This is a genomic window from Pseudomonas putida (assembly GCA_029953615.1).
GTDB lineage: Bacteria > Pseudomonadota > Gammaproteobacteria > Pseudomonadales > Pseudomonadaceae > Aquipseudomonas.
In genome coordinates, this window is sequence record CP124529.1 from 801,790 (window position 1) to 822,720 (window position 20,931).

Consider the following 20,931-nt stretch of genomic DNA (forward strand, 5'->3'; position numbering starts at 1 on the left):
CAAGGCCGCTCCTCAAGAGTGAACAGGTTTACGGGCTGATCGTATCTGCCAGCAACAGCCTGGCAATCATCCCCTCAAGGACATCCACCTGTTCGAGGATGTCATAGTGCCCGGCATCAACAGCAATGTCCTGGCAGCTACCCGAGATGCCCCCCGCGTGCGCGCCCTCCCCCGCCCACCAGCAACTTGCCGCTGCCTCGGTAGACGGTAGCTGACGCAATTGACGCGAAAGCGCCTTGAGTTTCATGGCCACGACAAAGGTCTGCGCCAGATCAGCGTTGCCGATTTCGGCATAGGCGGACTGTGCAGCCTGTGCGGCCCGAACCGTTTCGATCACGCGCTCCAGGGCATCCTGAGTACTGCCGGCGGGCACGATCGGCAGCACCAGTGCATCGGCCGAAACCCCGAGAATCACCGCCAGGAAGCCACGCAGATCGGCGCTCCAGTCACTTTCCTGCACGGCTTGCCTGGCCGAGGGTACGAAGCTGTCCACCAAGGCCAGCACTGCAACCCGCTGCCCCTGGCTTTCCAACTCCTTGGCCACCAACACCGCCAGGGTGCCGCCCAGCGACCAACCTGCCAGCTGATAAGGCCCTTCGGGTTGCTTCTGCCGGATGTACTGTGCGTAATCGATAGCCATCGTTTCCAGCGAATCATCCACCCAGGCGTGATCCAGCAGCATCCGGCATTGCAGGCCATAAACCGTGCAACGGCCTTCCAGCCGGCGCGCCAATGGCTCGTAATCGAACACCGTGCCAAACCCGGCATGCAGGCAGAACAGCGGCGTACTCGCGCCCACTCGGCTGTTCAGCAACAACAGTGGGTCCAGGCTGGCATCGTCGGGGGCATAACCCGATAACTCGGCGATGGTCGGCCGGGCAATCACATCACGCAGTTTCAGTTCGATAGGTAAATCCTCGCGGGCGCGGACCTTGGACAGCATCTTAAGCACGCGCAGCGAGTCACCACCCAGTTCGAAGAAGTTGTCATCGACACCCACCTGCTCGACTTGCAGCACTTCCTGCCAGATCGCTGCAAGCGCCTGCTCGATGGCATTACGCGGGGCAACCCATGCCCGGCCTGCGGCGAACTCGGGTGCCGGCAGGCCATTGCGGTCGATCTTGCCATTGGGGGTGAGCGGCAGCGCCGGCATCAGTACAAGCTGTGCCGGCACCATGTGATCCGGCAGGTCGGCGCGCAGGGCATCACGTAATTGCTCGGCGCGGGTATCGGCATTGTCCGTTACCACGTAGCCGATCAGTTGCTTGCCCGTGCTGATGTCACGCGCCACCACCACGGCATCGCGCACGCCAGCCAGGTTGCGCAGGCGTGCCTCGATTTCTCCCGGCTCGATGCGGAACCCTCGAATCTTCAGCTGGTTGTCCAGCCGCCCGAGGAAGTCGATGACGCCATCGGCGCGGCGACGCACCCGGTCACCGGTGCGGTACAGACGGCCACCCGTGGCAAACGGGTCGGCCACGAAGCGCTCGGCCGTGAGTGCGGCCCGCTGGTGATAGCCACGCGCCACGCCCTCTCCGCCGATGTAAAGCTCACCGGCCACACCATCGGGCAGCGGGTTGAGGTGCTGGTCCAGCACGTGCAACGTGCGCTCGCCCACGCGGTCGCCGATCGGCGCGTACACAGCCTCACAGGTTCGTTGCACTGGCACTTTCCACAGCAGAGGCGTAACCACGGTTTCCGTCGGCCCATAGCCGTTGGTCAACCAGCGCGGGCGCAGCGTACGCTTGACGTGCTCGAACAGGGCGTCTGGTACCGCATCGCCGCCAAAGCAGTACACCCGCACCGCTGGTGCGGGCTGCTGCTGGCTATCGGCGAATTCGGCCAACTGTTGCAGGTAGGCCGGCGGGAAGCAGGCGATGTCGATGCGCTGGGCATGCAAGGTCTGCCAGGTTTCTTCTGCCGTCCACAGCCGGTTGTCTCGCACCACCAGGCAACCACCCGAGGACAACGTCGACAGCCAGCGTTCCTGCGCCCCGTCGAAGGCGAACGACATGAACAGCAGCTCGCGGGTCTGCAGGTCCATCTCATACAGCCCGCCGATAGCCTGGCAGTGCATGCAAATCTGGCCGTGGCTCACCGCCACACCTTTGGGCTTGCCGGTGGAACCAGACGTGTAGATCAGATAAGCCAGGTTATCCGCGCACGCGCGCTGTTCGGGTGCGGTTGCAGGCAGATGGTCCAGCGCTTGCTGGTCGAGCTCGACGCACCGTGCTACCTGGGTAAAGCGCTGGCGCAGGCCGCTGCTGGTGACCAGCAGGTGCATTGCCGAGTCCTCGACAATCCACTGCAAGCGCTCTTGTGGGTAGTCGATATCCAGCGGCACATAAGCTGCGCCGGTCTTCATCACTGCCAGGAAGGCCACGATCACCTCCACCGACCGCTCCAGGGCAATGCCCACGCAGCTTTCCGGGCGCACGCCCTGCGCGATCAGGTGGTGGGCAAGGCGGTTGGCACGCGCGTCCAGCTGGGCATAGGTCAACTGCTGGCCGCCGCAGACGACCGCCATGGCCTCGCCACGCTCACGGGCATGCCCGGCGATACGCTCGGCGAGCAGCGGCTGCTCGCGCCCAGGTGCCGCAAGCTGGTTGCGCAGGTCGGCGTGCCTTGCCTGTGCCTGCGTCAGCATGCCCAGGCTGCCCAGCGTGGCCTGGGGATTGTCCAGCATGGCACTCAGCAGGCTTTCGAAACTGCCGCGCAGGCATTCGACAGCGGCTTCGGTAAAGCGATTGCGCAGGTACAGGAACTCTACCGAAAAGGTTTCGCCCAATTGAACGGCCAGGTCCATGGCATAGTTGGTGACGTCGCGGTTACGTACTTCGCCAAAGCGCAACGTTCCGCCGCCGCCCTCGCGCAGGCGGTCGTCAACCGGGTAGTTCTCGAACACCACAATGCTGTCGAACAGCGCTTGCCCTGGCCGCCCTGCCCAGCGTTGCACATCGGCCAGCGCTGCATGCTCGTGATCGCGCAACTCCAGGTTGTAGTGCTGCAGCTGGTGCAGCCAGTCACTGACAATGTGCTGGGGTTGCGGCGCCTGCACCACCGGTAGCGTGTTGATGAACAGCCCCAGCATCTCGCCTGCACCAGCCAGGCTGCTGGGGCGCCCGGCCACTGTGGCGCCGAAGCACACGCTGGCCTGGCCGGTGTAGCGTTGCAGCAGCAACAGCCAGGTGGCCTGGACCAGGGTATTGGGCGTGACCCTCAGGCGCCGGGCCTGGTCACGCAGGTGTTGCGTGCGCTGCGCATCCCAATGCAGATACAGCGCATGGTGCCCGACAAGCTTGCCGTCCGCCTGCGGCGCTACACTGTCGGCCAACAGCGTCGGTCCCTCCAGGGCACGCAGCTTCTCGCTCCAGAACTGCTCCAGCTTGCCCATCGGCTGCTCGGCGAGCCAACGGATGTAGTCACCGTAGCGCCCCCCCGCATGGCTGGCAGACCGGCCGTGATAAACCTGCAACACCTCGCCCAGCAACCGTGAATTGCTCCAGCCATCCATGAGGATGTGGTGGCGCGACCAGATCAGGTGCAGGCGTTGCTCATCCACTCGAACCAGTGTCAGGCGCATAAGGGGGGCACACGCCAGGTCGAAGCCTTCGGCGGCCTCCTCGGCTGCCAGCGCCTGCAAGGCGTCGCTGGTCACCTCACGCCCACGCCAGTCGAGCACGCGCAGCGGCAGGCTGGCCTGACGCTGCACCACCTGCAAGGGCTCCGCCCACCGGGCCGATGACAGGAAGACCGTGCGCAGGATGTCGTGGCTGGCGATCACCTGGTTCCAGGCCGCGACGAAGCGGTCGATGTCCAGGCCGTGCACATCGACCGCAGTCTGGTTTATGTACAGCGCCGCGTCGCTCTCCTGCAGGGTATGGAACAGCATGCCCTGTTGCATCGGCGACAACGGGTAGATGTCGGCAATCTGAGCAGCAGGTACCGGCAGGTCGTCCAGTTGCGCCTGGTTCAGACGGGCCAAGGGGAAGTCCGATGGCGTGAGGCCTTGGGTGTCATCCTGGCTGCAATGGTTGATCAAGGCCTTGAGTTCTTCTGCATAGGCATCGGCCAGGTGCTGGATGGTCGAGGTATCGAAGACTTCACGGCTGAACGTCCAGCCCATTATCAGCTCGCCGCCGTACACTTGGCCATTGAGCGCCAGCAGGCCGCTTAATGGCGCGTCCTTATCCTGGTTCAGCCCGGCATTCTCGCTGGCCGGTTTGAACAGGCCGGCCTGCTGATCGAAGCTGCCATCGAACTGCCCCAGGTAGTTGAAGATGATCGACCCCTGGGCCAGCGCCGCCAACATCTGCCGAGCTTCACCAGCCCCCAGGTAACGCAGCACACCATAGCCAAGGCCCTTGTGGGGCACCGCTCGCAGTTGCTCCTTGATGGTCTTGATCGAGCTGGCCAGCTCGGGCTGAGGGCTGAGGTTGACCGGGTACATGCTGGTGAACCAACCCACTGTGCGGCTCAGGTCGATACCGTCGAAGAGGTCTTCGCGGCCATGGCCTTCCAGGCGTACCAGTACCTGCGGCTGCGCGGTCCAACGGCTGACCACACGGGCCAATGCCGTCAACAACAGGTCGTTGATCTGCGTGCGATAGGCTGCCGGTGCCTGCTGCAACAGCTTGCGGGTCCAGAGCGGGTCCAGGCGAGTGCTGACCGACGTTGCATGCTTCTGCCGGTTTTCGCCCTGAGGATGATCGCAAGGCAAAGCATCGCTGGCGCCGTGCAGTTGATCACACCAGTAGTGCAGTTCATGTTCCAGCGCCTGGCTGGTGGCATAGGCCTGCAGCCGTTCGGCCCATACCTTGAACGCGCTGGTCTTGGCCGGCAGCTTCAGCGGCTGCCCGAGGGCAAGCGCCTGGTAGGCCTGTTGCAGGTCTTCTAGCAGGATCCGCCATGACACGCCATCGACCACCAGATGATGAATGACCAGCAGCAGCCGCTGGCTGCCGTCTGCCAGCGTTGCCAGCACGGCGCGTAACAGTGGCCCCTGAGCCAGGTTCAGGCTGCGCTGGGCCTGATCAGCCAAGCGCTCCAGCGCCTCGGTATCAACGCATTCGCGTACCCACAGCAGCTCGGTCGATACCGGCGCGCCGATCGCGGCCTGCCAGCGCCCGGCACTCTGCCAGGCATTGAGCCGCAGCAGGTCGTGATGGGCGTGCAGGTTGCCCAGTGCCAGGCCCAACAGGTGCGCATCCAGTGCCTCACCAGGCTCGAGCAGCACCGACTGGTTCCAGTGGTCACGTACCGCAAGCGCTTGTTCGAAGAACCAGTGTTGCACCGGAACAAGTGGCAGGGGCCCGGTGACCACGCCCTGCTCCAGCGCTTGAGCTTCGCTGCGCCGGGCAACCGAGGCCAGCCCCTGCACGGTCTGATGCTGCAGCAGCTCCTTGGGGGTGAACTGGATATCTACCTGGCGTGCACGGCTGACCACCTGTAACGAAATGATCGAATCGCCGCCCAGTTCGAAGAAGTTGTCGGTCAGGCCAACCTTCTCCAGCTTCAGCACATCCGCCCAGATCGCCGCGATCTGCTGTTCCAGATCGCTCTGCGGCGCGATGTACTCGCCCTGCAACTGGCTGGCATCCGCCTGCGGCAGGGCCTTGCGGTCCAGCTTGCCGTTCGGCGTCACTGGCAGCTTGCCGAGCAGCAGCAAGTGCGCCGGTACCATGTAGTCCGGCAAACCGGCCTTGAGCGCTTCGCGCAGGCTGTCGCGCAATGCGCCTTCGTCTTGCGTGCTGTCGGCAGGCACCACATAGCCCACCAGCTGCTTGCCGCTTGGACCGTCCTGCGCCAGCACCACGGCCTCCTGCACAGTCGGCAGTTCCAGCAAGCGTGCCTCGATCTCGCCCAACTCGATGCGCAGGCCGCGGATCTTCACCTGGTGGTCGATACGCCCCGCGTAGTCGATCACCCCATCGGCGCGGTAGCGCGCCAGGTCACCGGTGCGGTACAGGCGGCCGCCGTTGTCGCTGAACGGGTCTGGTACGAAGCGTTCGGCAGTCAGCGCCGGGCGCTGGTGGTAACCACGGGCCAGGCCCACGCCACCTAGGTACAGCTCGCCGGCACTGCCGCGTACCGCCGGTTGCAGGCTGCCTTCGAGGATATGGGTCTTGAGGTTGTCGATCGGCTGACCGATCGGCACGCTGATGCGTTCGTCCGGCTGGCAGGTCCAGTGGGTCACGTCGATCGCCGCTTCGGTCGGGCCATACAGGTTGTACAGGCCCGCCGCCGGCAGGCGCTGCAGGGTCTGCCGGGCCAGTTCGGCCGGCAGCGCTTCACCGCTGCACACCACGCGCTTGAGGCTGACGCAGCTTTCGACCGCTTCGTGGGTCATGAACGCCTGCAGCATCGACGGCACGAAGTGCAGCGTGCTGATGCCGTAATGGTTGATGCATTCCACCAGCAGCTGCGGGTCGCGGTGCGCACCGGGCTGGGCCATGACCAGGCGCGCGCCAGTCATCAGCGGCCAGAAGAACTCCCACACCGACACGTCGAAGCTGAACGGGGTCTTCTGCAGCACGCTGTCGCTGGAGTCCAGGCCGTACGCCTTCTGCATCCACCACAGGCGGTTGACCAGCGCCTGATGGCTGTTGCCAGCACCTTTCGGGCGACCGGTGGAGCCGGAGGTGTAGATCACGTAGGCGAGGTTCAGCGGCGCCACGTCGACATTCGGGTTGGCCTCGCTGTAGCCGCCAAGGTTCTCGGTGTCCAGGTCCAGGCTGCGCAGGCCGGCCGGGATCGGCAGGGTTTTATGCAGGTGCGACTGGGTCAGCAGCAAGGCGATGCCGCTGTCCTCGAACATGTAGCTCAGACGGTCCTGTGGATATTCCGGGTCCAGCGGCACATAGGCGCCGCCGGCCTTCAGAATACCCAGCAGGCCGACGACCATCTCCAGGCTGCGCTCCATGGCGATGCCCACCAGCACGTCCGGGCCCACGCCCTGCTCGCGCAGCTTGTGCGCCAGCTGATTGCTACGGCGGTTGAGCTCGGCATAGTTCAGGGTCTGTTCGCCAAACACCAGCGCCGGGGCGTCCGGGGTGGCGAACACTTGGGCCTCGATCAGCTGGTGGATCCTGGTTTCGCCTGGGTAATCGGCTTGCGTGGCATTCCAGCCATGCACGATCTGCTGCCGATCCCCGTCATCCAGCAATGGCAGCTCAGCCACTCGCTGGCCGGGGTTGGCGACGATGCCATGTAGCAGGTTCAGCCAGTGCCGCGCCATCTGCTGTATGGTCGAGGCATCGAACAGGTCGGTTGCAAAGGTCAGCGTGGCGCTGATGCCCTGCTCATGTTCGAAGCTGTCCAGCGTGAGGTCGAACTGCGCCGCGTGCACGTTCCATTGCAGGCTCTCCACCTCCAGGCCGGGCAAGCTGCGGCGCTCGCCCTTGCCCCGGGTCTGGTGGTTGTACATCACCTGGAACAACGGGCTGTGGCTCAGGCTGCGTTCAGGCTGCAAGGCATCGACCAGCTGTTCGAATGGCAGGTCCTGATGCACCTGCGCGCCCAAAGCCCGTTGCCGGACCTGCGCCAACAACTCGGTGAAGGTCAGCTGCGTGTCGAACTCGGCACGCATCACCTGGGTATTGACGAAAAAGCCGATCAGCCGCTCGGTTTCTACACGGTTACGGTTGGCGATGGGCACGCCCACGCGCACATCGGCCTGCCCGGAGTAGCGGTGCAACAGTACCTGGAAACTCGCCAGCAGCAGCATGAAGGGTGTCGCCCCCTGTTGCTGCGCCAGCTGTTTGAGTGACAGGCTCAACGCTTCGCCCAGGTCAATGTCGATCCGCTCCCCCTGGTAGCTTTGCAACGCCGGGCGTGGCCTGTCGGTGGTCAGTTCCAGCACCGGGTGGTCGTCGCCCAGCTGCTCAATCCAGTACGCCAGCTGACGCTCACGCTCGCCGGCGTCCATCCAGGCACGCTGCCAGATCGCATAATCGGCGTACTGGATCGGCAGTTCGGCCAGCGCCACCTCCCGACCTTGGCTATAGCCCTCATAAAGCTGCACCCACTCATCGATGAGCAAGGGTATCGACCAGCCATCGGCGACGATATGGTGCAAGGTGAGCACCAGCACGTGCTCGTCCTGCGCCAGTTCCAGCAGTTTCACCCGCAGCAGCGGCCCATGGACCAGATCGAACGGCTGCTGGACCTCAAGCGCGACCTGCGCCTGCAAGACCTGCTCCTCCACGGCCCCCAAGGCCTGGCGGGCCAGCTGGAAAGGCTGGTCCGGGTGGATGACTTGCATCAGCTGGCCATCTTCCTCGGCAATGGTCGTGCGCAAGGCTTCATGACGCTGGATCAGCGTCGCGAAGCTGCGCTGCAGGGCTGCCAGGTCGAGCGGCCCCCTGAACCTGAGCGCGGTCGGAATGTTGTAGGCCGAGCCAGTGGGCTCCAGTTGCCAGAGAAACCACTGGCGTTGCTGGGCATAGGACAGCACAGGGCGCTCGACATCGTGCCTGGCCACCGGGATGGGCAGTTGCGCGAGCGTGACGCCCTTGGACGCCAGTTTTTCGAGAAACAGCTTCTGCTGCGCCAGGGGCAGACGGATAAAGCGATAAACCAGGTCTGCGTTTCTGTTGTCCGTGTGCATCTCAAACCGCCTCGAGCTCTGCCATGAAGTCCTGGAGCTCATCCAGGTCTCCGTCGTTTCGGGTACCGAAACTGCCGACCTCTTGTGCAAAGGCCTGCAGGTTCTCTGTCTGGAACAACAACGCGAGTGGCAGGTTCGTACCCAGTTCGATCTGCAGTCGTGCTATCGCCTGGGTTGCCAGCAAGGAGTGGCCCCCCAGCTCGAAGAAGTTGTCGGTAAGAGATACGTTTTCCAGGCCAAGAACTTCAGCCCATACCGCGGCGATCCGCCGCTCCAGCTCCGTTTCCGGCGCCACATGGGTCGCCCGGCGCAGGTTGCCGTCAGGCTGTGGCAGGGCCTTGCGGTCCAGCTTGCCGTTCGGTGTCAGTGGCAGGCGCTCCAACAGCAACAGGTGCGCGGGCACCATGTAGTCCGGCAGGCTGGCCTTCAGCCTGACGCGCAGGGTGTCAAGCAACGCCGCCCGAGCTTCCTCGCCGGCAACCGACTCTGCATCGGCTGGCACCACATAGCCCACCAGTTGCTTGCCGCCAGGCGCATCCAGCGCCAGTACCACGGCTTCGCGGACTGCGTCCTGTTGTTGCAGGCGCGCCTCGATCTCGCCGAGTTCGATACGGAAGCCGCGAATCTTCACCTGATGGTCGATACGCCCGGCATATTCGATGACCCCGTCGGCGTCATAGCGCGCCAGGTCGCCGGTGCGATACAGGCGGCCACCCTGCCCACCAAACGGGTCGGGGATGAAGCGTTCGGCGGTAAGCCCAGGGCGCGCCAGGTAACCACGCGCCAGGCCCGCACCCGCCATGTACAGCTCCCCCACCACCCCTACCGGCAGCGGCGTTCCGGCCTCGCTCAACAGGTACACGGCACTGTTGGAAAGCGGCCGGCCGATATTGGCCTGGCCGCCTTGAGTGCGCAGGGTGAAGGTCGAGTAGGTGGTGTCCTCCGAAGGCCCGTACAGGTCGTACACCTTGAGCACGTGGCCAGTGCCGTACAACGCGTCGACCAGCCCCTGCTTGAGGGCCTCCCCCGCCAGGTTGACGATGCGGACACTGGACGGCAACTTGCCGGTTTCATGCAGCACCTTGATGGCCGACGGCACCGTGTTGACCAGGCGTACCTGGTTTTTGGCCGGCAGGTGCGGCAGCTCCAGGGCATTGGCCGCCAGTACCGCATAGCCACCCGACCCCAGGGTCACGAACAACTCCCAGACCGACAGGTCGAAACAGATCGATGTGGACGCCAACACGCCGCACAGGTCCTGCTGGCTGTATACCGACTGCGCCCAGCCGATCATTGCCACGGCATTGCGATGCTCGATCTGGACGCCCTTGGGTTTGCCGGTGGAGCCTGAGGTGTAGATGCAGTACGCCAGGTTGTCCGGCGTGCTCACGCACACCGGGTCGGCCGCTTCGTAGCCGTCGAGCAGCAATTGGTCCACCAGCAGCGTGCGCGCCTGGAAGCTGGCCGGCACACGCTCCAGCAGATGCGACTGCGACAGCAGCAGGATCGACTGGCTGTCTTCGAGCATGTACACCAGGCGGTCCTGCGGGTAGCCAGGGTCGAGCGGCACGTAGGCGCCGCCCGCCTTGAGAATGGCCATCAGCGCGACCACCATGTCCAGGCCACGCTCCATGGCGACACCTACCAGCACTTCCGGGCCCACGCCAGCCTCGCGCAGTTTGTGGGCCAGCTGGTTGGCCCGTACATTGAGCGCGGCATACGTGAGCGTCTGCTCGCCGTGGATAAGTGCAACTGCGCCTGGCGCAGCAACCACCTGCGCCTCGAACAGCTGATGGATACAGCGGTCGGTCGGGTAACTGGCCGCCGTGCGGTTCCAGTCCTGCACGATACGCTGATGCTGTGCGGCATCGAGCAGCGGCAGGTCGCCGAGTGCAGTACACGGGTCACTCACCAGCGCGTCAAGCAGCGTACCGAAGTGATGGGCCAGTTGCTCGATCGCCTCGCTGCTCCAGTGCGCACGATCATGCCGGTACTGGATAGCCAGGCTGTCGCCAAGGCTCACCAGCACGGTCAGCGGATAGTTGGTCTGCTCGCGCACCTGCACTGGGCCAAACTGCAAGCCACTCGCTGCGCCCTGCCGAAGGGCCTCGGACACCGGGTAACTTTCGAATACCACCAGGCTGTCGAACAGGGCTTCACCGCCAAGGCCGGCCCAGCGCTGCACGTCGTACAGCGGCGTATGTTCGTATTCACGCATGGCCAGGTTGCTGGCTTGCACCTGCCCGATCCATTGCGCGACGCTCTGCTCGCCTTGCGGTGTACCAACCACCGGCAGGGTGTTGATGAACAAGCCGATCTGCGCCTCCACGCCCGCCAGCTCCGCTGGCCGGCCGGCGACCGTGGCACCGAAGCAGACCGACGACTGCCCGGTATAGCGCTGCAGCAGCAACAGCCAGGTAGCCTGTACCAAGGTGTTGACGGTGACACGCTGGGCACGGGCAAAGGCTTCAACCCGCTCGGTACGCCCGGCATCGAATGCCTGGTGATGAATGTGATGGCCCTGGCCATCAGGCACACCATTGCGCACGGCCTGGGCCAGGCGCGTCGGCTCGTTGAAGCTGGCCATCTGGCCTTGCCAGAACCGCTCTGCCGCCGCCCCATCCTGGCGCTGCAACCAGGCGATGTAGTCACGGTAGCTGCCCGCCGCTGCCACCACAGGTTTACCCGCATGACGCTGCAACACCTCACCCAGCAACTGCGAGGTGCTCCAGCCATCCATCAGGATGTGATGGCAGGTGAAGATCAGGTGGTGACGTGCCTGCGCCGTACGCACCAGCACCAGGCGCAACAAGGGTGCCTCGACAAGGTCGAAGCCACGCTGCCGCTCGGCATCCGCCAGGCTGTCCAGCGCCCGTGCCAGCTCATCCTCGGCACGCCAGTCATATTCGCTGAACGGCAGTGTCACCTGCTTGTGCACGACCTGTACCGCCTGGCCCAAGTCCCCCTGCCAGACGAAGCTGCTGCGCAGGATGTCGTGGGCCTGCAAGGCAGCCCCCCAGGCCTGCCTGAAGGCATTTACATCCAGGCCATCCACATCCACGCGCATCTGGTTGATGTAGTTGCCGTTGCCTTGCTCGTAGATGCTGTGGAACAGCATGCCCTGCTGCATCGGCGACAGCGGGTAGACATCGGCAATCTCCGCCACGTCAACCGGAAGCTGGTCGAGCTGCACCTGTGTCAGGTCGGCCAACGGGAAGTCGGACGGGGTCAGGCCGCGATGTCCACCCTCACAGCAATGCTCGATGATTTCAGCCAAGGCCTGCTGGTAAGCCTGGGCCAGCTGCTCGATGGTTTCGCGGCGATGAATGTCCTGGCTGAAGGTCCACTCCAGGCGTAGCTCGCCGCCATAAACCTGACCGTTGATGGTCAGCAGGCTGGCCAACGGTGCTTCGGCATCCTGCCTGGCGCCATCGTTCTCCTTGGCGGGGGTGAACAGACCTGCTTCACCATCGAAGCTGCCGTCGAACTGCCCGAGGTAGTTGAAGACGATCTGGCCTTCAGGCAATGCTGCAAGGGCCTCGCGGCTCGCGGCATCGCCGAGGTAGCGCAGCACGCCATAGCCCAGGCCTTTGTCAGGCACGGCGCGCAGCTGTTCCTTGATGGTCTTGATCGAACTTGCCAGGTCTGCCTGCGGGCTCAGCTTTACCGGGTACAGGCTGGTGAACCAGCCCACCGTACGCGTCAGGTCGATACCCGCGAACAGGTCTTCACGGCCATGCCCTTCCAGGCGCACCAGCACTTCGGGTTGACCGCTCCAGCGGCCAACTGCTTGCGCCAGGGCCGTCAGCAGCAGGTCGTTGATCTGCGTGCGATAAGCCACCGAGCAATCCTGCAACAGCCGTCGGGTGCTTGCCACGTCGAGGCGCGTGCTGACCGAAGCAGCATGCTTCAGTTGCCGGCTGCCTTGCGGGTTGTCGCAGGGCAGCATTTCGCTGGCCCCTTGCAACTGCCCCTGCCAGTAGCCCAGTTCCTGTTGCAATGCGGGCGCAGCGGCATAGGTTTGCAAACGCTCGGCCCAGGCTTTGTACGAAGTGGTCTTGGCCGGAAGCTGCAGTGGTTGCCCGGCAGCCAGGGTCTGGTAGGCCTGCTGCAGGTCTTCCAGCAGCACACGCCAAGACACACCGTCTACCGCCAGGTGATGGATGACCAAAAGCAGCCGCTGGCTACCGTCAGGCAGCGCAGCGAGCATGGCACGCATCAACGGCCCATGCTCGAGGTCAAGGCTGCGCTGGGCTTCAGTGGCGGCTTGCTGCAACTGCTCGACGCTGGCGAAATCGCGATGCCACAGCAACTGGGAGTATCCCGCATCGGCAAATTCAGCCTGCCAGCCCACCCCATGGCCGAACACGCGCAAACGCAGGGCATCGTGATGTTCGAGCAATGCCTGCAATGCCGCATCGAGCGTCGCCGGGTCCAGCGTTTCACCTGGCGTGAGCAGCACCGACTGGTTCCAGTGATGGCGCACGGCAATGGGCTGCTCGAAGAACCAGTGCTGAATGGGCGTGAGCGGCGTCACGCCCGTTACCGCGCCCTGATCGATCGATACACTGTCGCCGTGGTTGGCGAGCCGGGCCAATGCCTGCACCGTCTGGGCCTCGAACAGGTCCTTGGGCGTGAACTGGATATTCACCTGGCGTGCGCGGCTGACCACCTGCAGCGAAATGATCGAATCGCCGCCCAGTTCGAAGAAGTTGTCGGTCAGGCCGACCTTCTCCAGCTTCAGCACATCCGCCCAGATCGCCGCGATCTGCTGTTCCAGATCGCTCTGCGGCGCGATGTACTCGCCCTGCAACTGGCTGGCATCCGCCTGCGGCAGGGCCTTGCGGTCCAGCTTGCCGTTCGGCGTCACTGGCAGCTTGCCGAGCAGCAGCAAGTGCGCCGGTACCATGTAGTCCGGCAAACCGGCCTTGAGCGCTTCGCGCAGGCTGTCGCGCAATGCGCCTTCGTCTTGCGTGCTGTCGGCAGGCACCACATAGCCCACCAGTTGCTTGCCGCTTGGACCGTCCTGCGCCAGCACCACGGCCTCCTGCACAGTCGGCAGTTCCAGCAAGCGTGCCTCGATCTCGCCCAACTCGATGCGCAGGCCGCGGATCTTCACCTGGTGGTCGATACGCCCCGCGTAGTCGATCACCCCATCGGCGCGGTAGCGCGCCAGGTCACCGGTGCGGTACAGGCGGCCGCCGTTGTCGCTGAACGGGTCTGGTACGAAGCGTTCGGCAGTCAGCGCCGGGCGCTGGTGGTAACCACGGGCCAGGCCCACGCCACCTAGGTACAGCTCGCCGGCACTGCCGCGTACCGCCGGTTGCAGGCTGCCTTCGAGGATATGGGTCTTGAGGTTGTCGATCGGCTGACCGATCGGCACGCTGATGCGTTCGTCCGGCTGGCAGGTCCAGTGGGTCACGTCGATCGCCGCTTCGGTCGGGCCATACAGGTTGTACAGGCCCGCCGCCGGCAGGCGCTGCAGGGTCTGCCGGGCCAGTTCGGCCGGCAGCGCTTCACCGCTGCACACCACGCGCTTGAGGCTGACGCAGCTTTCGACCGCTTCGTGGGTCATGAACGCCTGCAGCATCGACGGCACGAAGTGCAGCGTGCTGATGCCGTAATGGTTGATGCATTCCACCAGCAGCTGCGGGTCGCGGTGCGCACCGGGCTGGGCCATGACCAGGCGCGCGCCAGTCATCAGCGGCCAGAAGAACTCCCACACCGACACGTCGAAGCTGAACGGGGTCTTCTGCAGCACGCTGTCGCTGGCGTCCAGGCCGTAGGCCTTCTGCATCCACCACAGGCGGTTGACCAGCGCCTGATGGCTATTGCCAGCGCCTTTCGGGCGACCGGTGGAGCCGGAGGTGTAGATCACGTAGGCGAGGTTCAGCGGCGCCACGTCGACATTCGGGTTGGCCTCGCTGTAGCCGCCAAGGTTCTCGGTGTCCAGGTCCAGGCTGCGCAGGCCGGCCGGGATCGGCAGGGTTTTATGCAGGTGCGACTGGGTCAGCAGCAAGGCGATGCCGCTGTCCTCGAACATGTAGCTCAGACGGTCCTGTGGATATTCCGGGTCCAGCGGCACATAGGCGCCACCGGCCTTCACGATACCCAGCAGGCCGATGACCATCTCCAGGCTGCGCTCCATGGCGATGCCCACCAGCACATCCGGGCCCACGCCCTGCTCGCGCAGCTTGTGCGCCAGCTGGTTGCTACGGCGGTTGAGCTCGGCATAGCTCAGGGTCTGTTCGCCAAACACCAGCGCCGGGGCGTTCGGGGTGGCGAATACCTGGGCTTCGATAAGCTGGTGGATGCTGCACTCGTTCGGGTACGTCGCATGGGTCTCGTTCCAGCTTTCGACCATCTGTTGCTGTTCTGCCAGCCCCAGCATTGGCAGCTCGCCAATCATCGCGTCAGCATTCTCCACCAGCGCCTGCAGCAGGTTGGCAAAGTAGCCAGCCAGCCGGGTGATGGTCTCTTCGCTCCACAGCGCACGGTCGTGGCTGTATTGCATCGACAGCGTCGTGCCCAGCTCCACCACCAGCGTCAGCGGGTAGTTGGTCTGTTCCTGCACGGCCACGTCGCCAAAGCGCAGGCCACCGGGCGCGCCCTGTTGCAGCGCCTCGGCCACCGGGTAGTTCTCGAACACCAGGATGCTGTCGAACAAGGCGTCACCGCCCTGCCCCGCCCAGCGCTGCACATCGTACAGCGGGGTGTGCTCGAACTCGCGCACGGCCAGGTTGCCGGCCTGCACCTGGCCGATCCACTCGGCCACGGTCTGCTCGGCACGCGGGGCGCCGATCACCGGCAAGGTGTTGATGAACAGGCCGATCTGTTCCTCTACCCCCGGCAGGTCTGCCGGGCGGCCGGCGACAGTGGCGCCGAAGCACACGCTGGCCTGGCCGGTGCAGCGCTGCAACAGCAGCAGCCAGGCCGACTGCACCAGAGTGTTGACCGTGACCCGGTTGGCCCGGGCGAAGGCTTCGATGCGTGCGGTGTGCTCGCGGTCGAAGGCCAGGCGGTGATCGCCGTGGCCGCTACCGCTCGAGCCCGCACCGCCGGCGATGGCCTGGGCCAGACGGGTCGGCTCGTCCAGGGCCGCAAGCTGGGCTTTCCAGAAGGCTTCGGCAACGGCCGCGTCCTGGCCCTGCAGCCAGGCGATGTAGTCGCGGTAGTGGGTGGCCTGCGCTTGCGGTGCCAGGCCGGCATAGCGCTGCAGCACTTCGCCCAGCAGGCGCGAGGTGCTCCAGCCGTCCATCAGGATGTGGTGGTTGGTGTAGATCAGGTGATGGCGAGCATCGCCAGTGCGTACCAGTACCAGGCGCAGCAGCGGCGCGGCAGTCAGGTCGAAACCACGCTGGCGCTCACCCTCGGCAAGGGCCTGCAGTGCCTGCTCCAGCGCCGGCTGGCCACGCCAGTCGTGCTCGCTGCACGGCAGTTCGACGGCCTTGCGTACCAGCTGCACGGCCTGCTCCAGTTCGCCTTGCAGGATGAAACCGCTGCGCAGGATGTCGTGGGCATCGAGCGTGGCCTGCCAGGCCTGCTGGAAACGTTGTACATCCAGCCCATCCACATCCACGCGCAGCTGGTTGATGTAATTGCCTGCCTGCTGGTCGTAAAGGGTGTGGAACAACATCCCTTGCTGCATGGGTGACAGCGGGTACACATCGGCGATCTGGCCGGGCTCCAGCGGCAGGCTGTCCAGTTGCGCCTGGGTCAGCGCGGCCAGCGGGAAGTCCGACGGCGTCACGCCCTGGTGCCGGGCATCGCAGCAGTGCTCGACCAGCTCTGCCAAGGCCTGCTCGTAGGCCTGGGCCAGCTTTTCAATGGTGGCCGGATGATGAACGTCGGCGCTGTAGGTCCACTCCAGGAACAGCTCGCCGCCGTACACCTGGCCGGTGATGCTCAGCCAGTTGCCCAGCTGTGCGCCGGCACATTGGGTACGGCCTGCGCTTTCCCCGCTCGGGGTGAACAGGGCGCCAGCCTCGGCATCGAAGCTGGCATCGAACTGGCCCAGGTAGTTGAAAGTGACACGGGCCTGGGCAGCACGCTCAAGCTGGTCACGCACCTGGGCATCGCCGAGGTAGCGCAGCAGGCCGTAGCCGAGGCCTTTGTCCGGCACCGAGCGCAGTTGCTCCTTGATCGCCTTGATCGACTGGCCAAGGTCTTGGCCGGGGGTGAGGCGCACCGGGAACAGGCTGGTGAACCAGCCCACGGTGCGGCTGAGGTCAAGGTCGTCGAACAGGTCTTCGCGGCCATGGCCCTCCAACTGGACCAGCAGGTTGTCCTGCGCACTCCATTGGCACAGGGTGCGCGCCAGCGCGGTCAGCAACAGGTCGTTGATCTGCGTGCGGTAGGCCGCAGGGGCCTGTTTCAGCAGCTTGGCAGTGCGCTCGGCATCCAGCCGTGTGGCGGCAGTACGGGCATGGGTGTTGGCCAGGCTGCCCTGCGGGTTGTCCCGCGGCAGTTCGCCGGAGTCGCCGGCCAGCGCCTGCAGCCAGTAATCGCGCTGTACCTGCAGCGCCGGGCTGCCGGCATGGCTGACCAGGCGCTCGGCCCAGGTTTTTACCGAGGTGGTCTTGGCGGGCAGGCTCACGGCCTGGCCGTTCAGCAATTGCCGGTAGGCCGCTTGCAGGTCTTCCAGCAATACCCGCCACGACACGCCATCGACCACCAGGTGATGGACCACCAGCAGCAGGCGCTGCTGGCCATCGGCGAATTCGAACAGTTCGGCACGCAGCAGCGGCCCGTGCTCCAGGTTCAGGCTTGCCTGCACCTGGTTGCCGGCGGCATCCAGTTCATTCAGGGCGGCCAGGCTGCGCTGGTGCAGCAGTGGTGCATTGTCCAGCGGCTGGAAGCGTGCCTGCCACTGGCTTTCGCCACGGCTGAAGCGCAGGCGCAGGGCATCGTGCTGCTCGACCACGGCGCGCAGGGCTGCCTCCAGATGCTGCACCTGCACCGGGCTGGCCGGCTTGAGCAGTACCGATTGGTTCCAATGCGCCGGCTGAGCGATCTCCATCTCGAAGAACCGTGCCTGCGCTGGCAACAACCCTGCCTCCCCGCTGATAGCGGTGTCCACAGCGGCTACCGCTGGCTTCGTTTCGATGGCGCTTGGCCACTTGGGCCAGCTGGGCGATGGTCTGTTGTTCGAACAGCTGCTTGGGGGTGATCCTTATGCCCTGGCGTTTGGCCCGGGCAATAATCTGCAGGCTGAGGATCGAGTCGCCGCCCAGTTCGAAGAAGTTGTCGCTGCTGCCGACCTGCTCCAGCTTGAGCACATCGGCCCACACCGCAGCCAGTTTTTCCTCGATTTCACCTTGTGGCGCCACATAGCCACGGCTGACAGCGCCCGGCAACGGCAATGCACGCTTGTCGAGTTTGCCGTTGGCGGTCAATGGCAGGTGCTCCAGCAACAGTATCTGCGCCGGCAGCATGTAGTCCGGCAGGCGAGCCTGCAATTGCGCCTGCAGCTGCTGCACGGTGACGTCGCCGTCGGCTACCACATAAGCCACCAGTTGCAGGCGCTCGGCATCGCCTTCCAGCGGCAAGGCCAACACCACGGCCTCGCCGACACCGGCCAGGCCAGCCAGCACCCGGCCGACTTCACCAGGTTCTACCCGGTAGCCACGAATCTTCACCTGGTCGTCGGCACGGCCGATGAACTCGACCAAGCCATCGGCCGTCAGCCGCGCGCGGTCGCCGGTGCGGTACAAGCGGGCACCGCCCTCGGTCGGCACGAAGCGCTCGGCGGTCAAAGCCGGCTGGCCCAGGTAGCCTTGGGCGACGCCTTGCCCGCCCAGGTAAAGTTCACCGGGCACCTGCGCCGCCAACGGATTGAGGTAGCCATCCAGCACCTGGGCGCAGGCGTTGCCCAGCGGGCGCCCGACCGGCACCGTGCGGCAGCCTGGCAGCGGTTGCCCCGGCTCGAAGGTGAGCACGCCGACCGTGGTTTCGGTCGGGCCGTAGTGGTTGATGACCCGGCAGGCCGGGCGCAGTTCGCGGATTTTTTCCAACAGGCCCCAGCTGCAGGCCTCACCCCCCAGGATCAGCGCCTCGGCGGGCAGCACATCGGCGGCGCGGGCCGCTTGCAGCAAGCCCTGCAGGTGGCTCGGCACCAGCTTGAGCACGCCGACCTGATGCTGCGCCATGTAGCTGGCGAAACCATCCGGGTCGAACGCCAGTTCGTGTGGCAGCAGGTGCAGCAGGCGGCCAGAGGCCAGGGCACCGAACAGCACGGTGTGGCCCAGGTCGGCTGCGGTGGTGGAGACCATTGCCATGCTCGCTGCGGCCGGCAATTGCAGACGCTCCAGCACCGCCTGGGTGTAGCTGGCCAGCGCCCCGTGGCTGATCACCACGCCTTTCGGCTGACCGGTCGAGCCCGAGGTGTAGATCAGATAGGCCGGTTGTTCGGCGGTGATGGCCACCTCGACCGGGCTGTCGCTGCAGGTTGCCCAGGCGGTGTGATCGCAGGCAATCAGCTGCACGTTATCGAGGCTTGCGAAGCGCTGGTCGCCCGGCTCATGCAGCAGTACGGCGGCGCCACTGTCGGCAATCAGTTGTTGCAGGCGCTCCTGTGGCTGCTGGGTGTCCAGCGGCAGGTAGGCAGCGCCGGTCTTGAGCACCGCGAGCAAGGCGCCGACCCACTCGATGGAACGCGGCAGGCACAGGGCAACGACGCTGCCGGCGCCCACGCCGCGCTGGCGCAGGTAGTTGGCCAGGCGGTTGGACGCGGCCTCCAGCCCGGCCTGGGTCATGAACCGGTCACCGGCACGCACACCGCCGCAGGCCTGGCCTTGCGCCATGGCCCGACGCCACAGGGCGAGGACGTTGCCGTGCGGGTAGACCTGTGTGTTCGCCGGCAGCAGCGTCGCCACTTGCGGGCTGTCTACGATAGCCTGCTGCGGATTGCGGACCAGCGCATCCAGCACCTGGCGCAGCGAAGCGGCCATGCGTTCGATGGTGGCTTGCTGGAACAGGTCGGTAGCGTAGGTGAAGTAGCCTTCGATGCCATCGGCCTTGTCGGAGAAGTCAAATGCCAGGTCGAAGCGGGCATCGCCGCCGTCACGGGCAAAGCCTTCCACCTCCAGCGCGCCAAGGCGCTTGCGCCCTGTATCGCTGGCGGCTACATGCTGGTTTATCTTGAACTGGAACAGCGGGTTATGGGCCAGGTTGCGCTCGGGCAGCAAGGCATCGACCAGGTGCTCGAACGGCAGTTCCTGGTGTGACTGGGCGCCGCCGATCACATCTTTTACCTGCTCCAGCAGCGCGGCGAAGGTGGCGCGCTCGTCCACCTGCACGCGCAGCACCTGGGTGTTGATGAAGAAGCCAATCAGGCCTTCCAGCTCCTTGCGGTTGCGCCCGGCGTTCGGGGCGCCGATGCGGATGTCGGCCTGGCCGCTGTAGCGCGACAGCACCACCGCCATGGCTGCCAGTACCAGCACGAACAAGGTGTGGCCCCCCTTGCGCGCCTGGCTGCGCAGGGCCTCGGCCTGCTCGGCGCCGATGTCCACGTGCACCACCGCGCCACGCTGGCTAGGCGTGGACGGGCGCTCGAAGTCCAGCGGCAGGCTCAACACCGGCTGCTCGTCGCCCAGCTGGGCCTGCCAATAGGCCAGCTGGCGCTGCGCTTCACCTGCCTCGAGCCAGGCGCGCTGCCAGATGGCGTAGTCGGCGTACTGGATCGGCAACGCCGGCAACTCGGCCTGCCGGCCCTCGGCCAGGGCGCTGTACAGCTGGATGAATTCCCGCACCAGCACATCGCTGGACCAGCCATCGGAGATGATGTGGTGCATGCTCAACGCCAGCACGTGGTGATCGGCGGCCACGCGCAGCAGGGTCACCCGCAGCAGCGGGCCAGTCAGCAGGTCGAAAGGCTGCTTGAGGGCGGCGTCCACGGCTACGCTCAGCGCGGCCTCATCGGCGGAACCGTCGAGCATCAGCAATTCCAGCGACAACGGGCAGTGCTCGAGGATTTCCTGGTAGAACTCGCCCTCCTCCGAGGCGAAGCGCGTGCGCAGCGATTCGTGGCGTTGCACCAGCGCATCCAGCGCCTGTTGCAGTAGCGCCTGGTCCAGGGCGCCCTTCAGGCGTACCGCCATCGGCACGTTGTAGGCCGGGCTGTCGGGCTCCAGCTGCCAGAGAAACAGCAGACGCTGCTGGGCGTACGACAGCGGAATACGCGCCAGGCCCTGGCGCGCGGGCACGATGGGCAGCAGGCGGAAGCTCTGCCCACTGGCCTGCATCTTTTCCAAGATCTGCTGGCGTTGTTCGACGGGGAGGCCAACGAAACGTTGGGCGATGCGTTGTGCGGCGGTGAGTTCCAT

Annotated in this window: 1 protein-coding gene and 1 pseudogene; both read right to left on the reverse strand. The window is 65.2% G+C overall.

The features are described from left to right. Positions 1-28 precede the first annotated feature (28 nt). Positions 29-8,608, reverse strand: coding sequence for an amino acid adenylation domain-containing protein (locus tag QIY50_03745; GenBank protein WGV21385.1), 8,580 nt, complete (start codon positions 8,606-8,608; stop codon positions 29-31). A gap of 1 nt (position 8,609) precedes the next feature. Next, a pseudogene (locus QIY50_03750) lies at positions 8,610-20,931 on the reverse strand (non-ribosomal peptide synthase/polyketide synthase).

Coding starts and splice junctions, on each gene's coding strand:
- QIY50_03745 (WGV21385.1), bottom strand. CDS start 8,608: ATGCACACGGACAACAGAAACGCAGACCTGGTTTATCGCTTTATCCGT.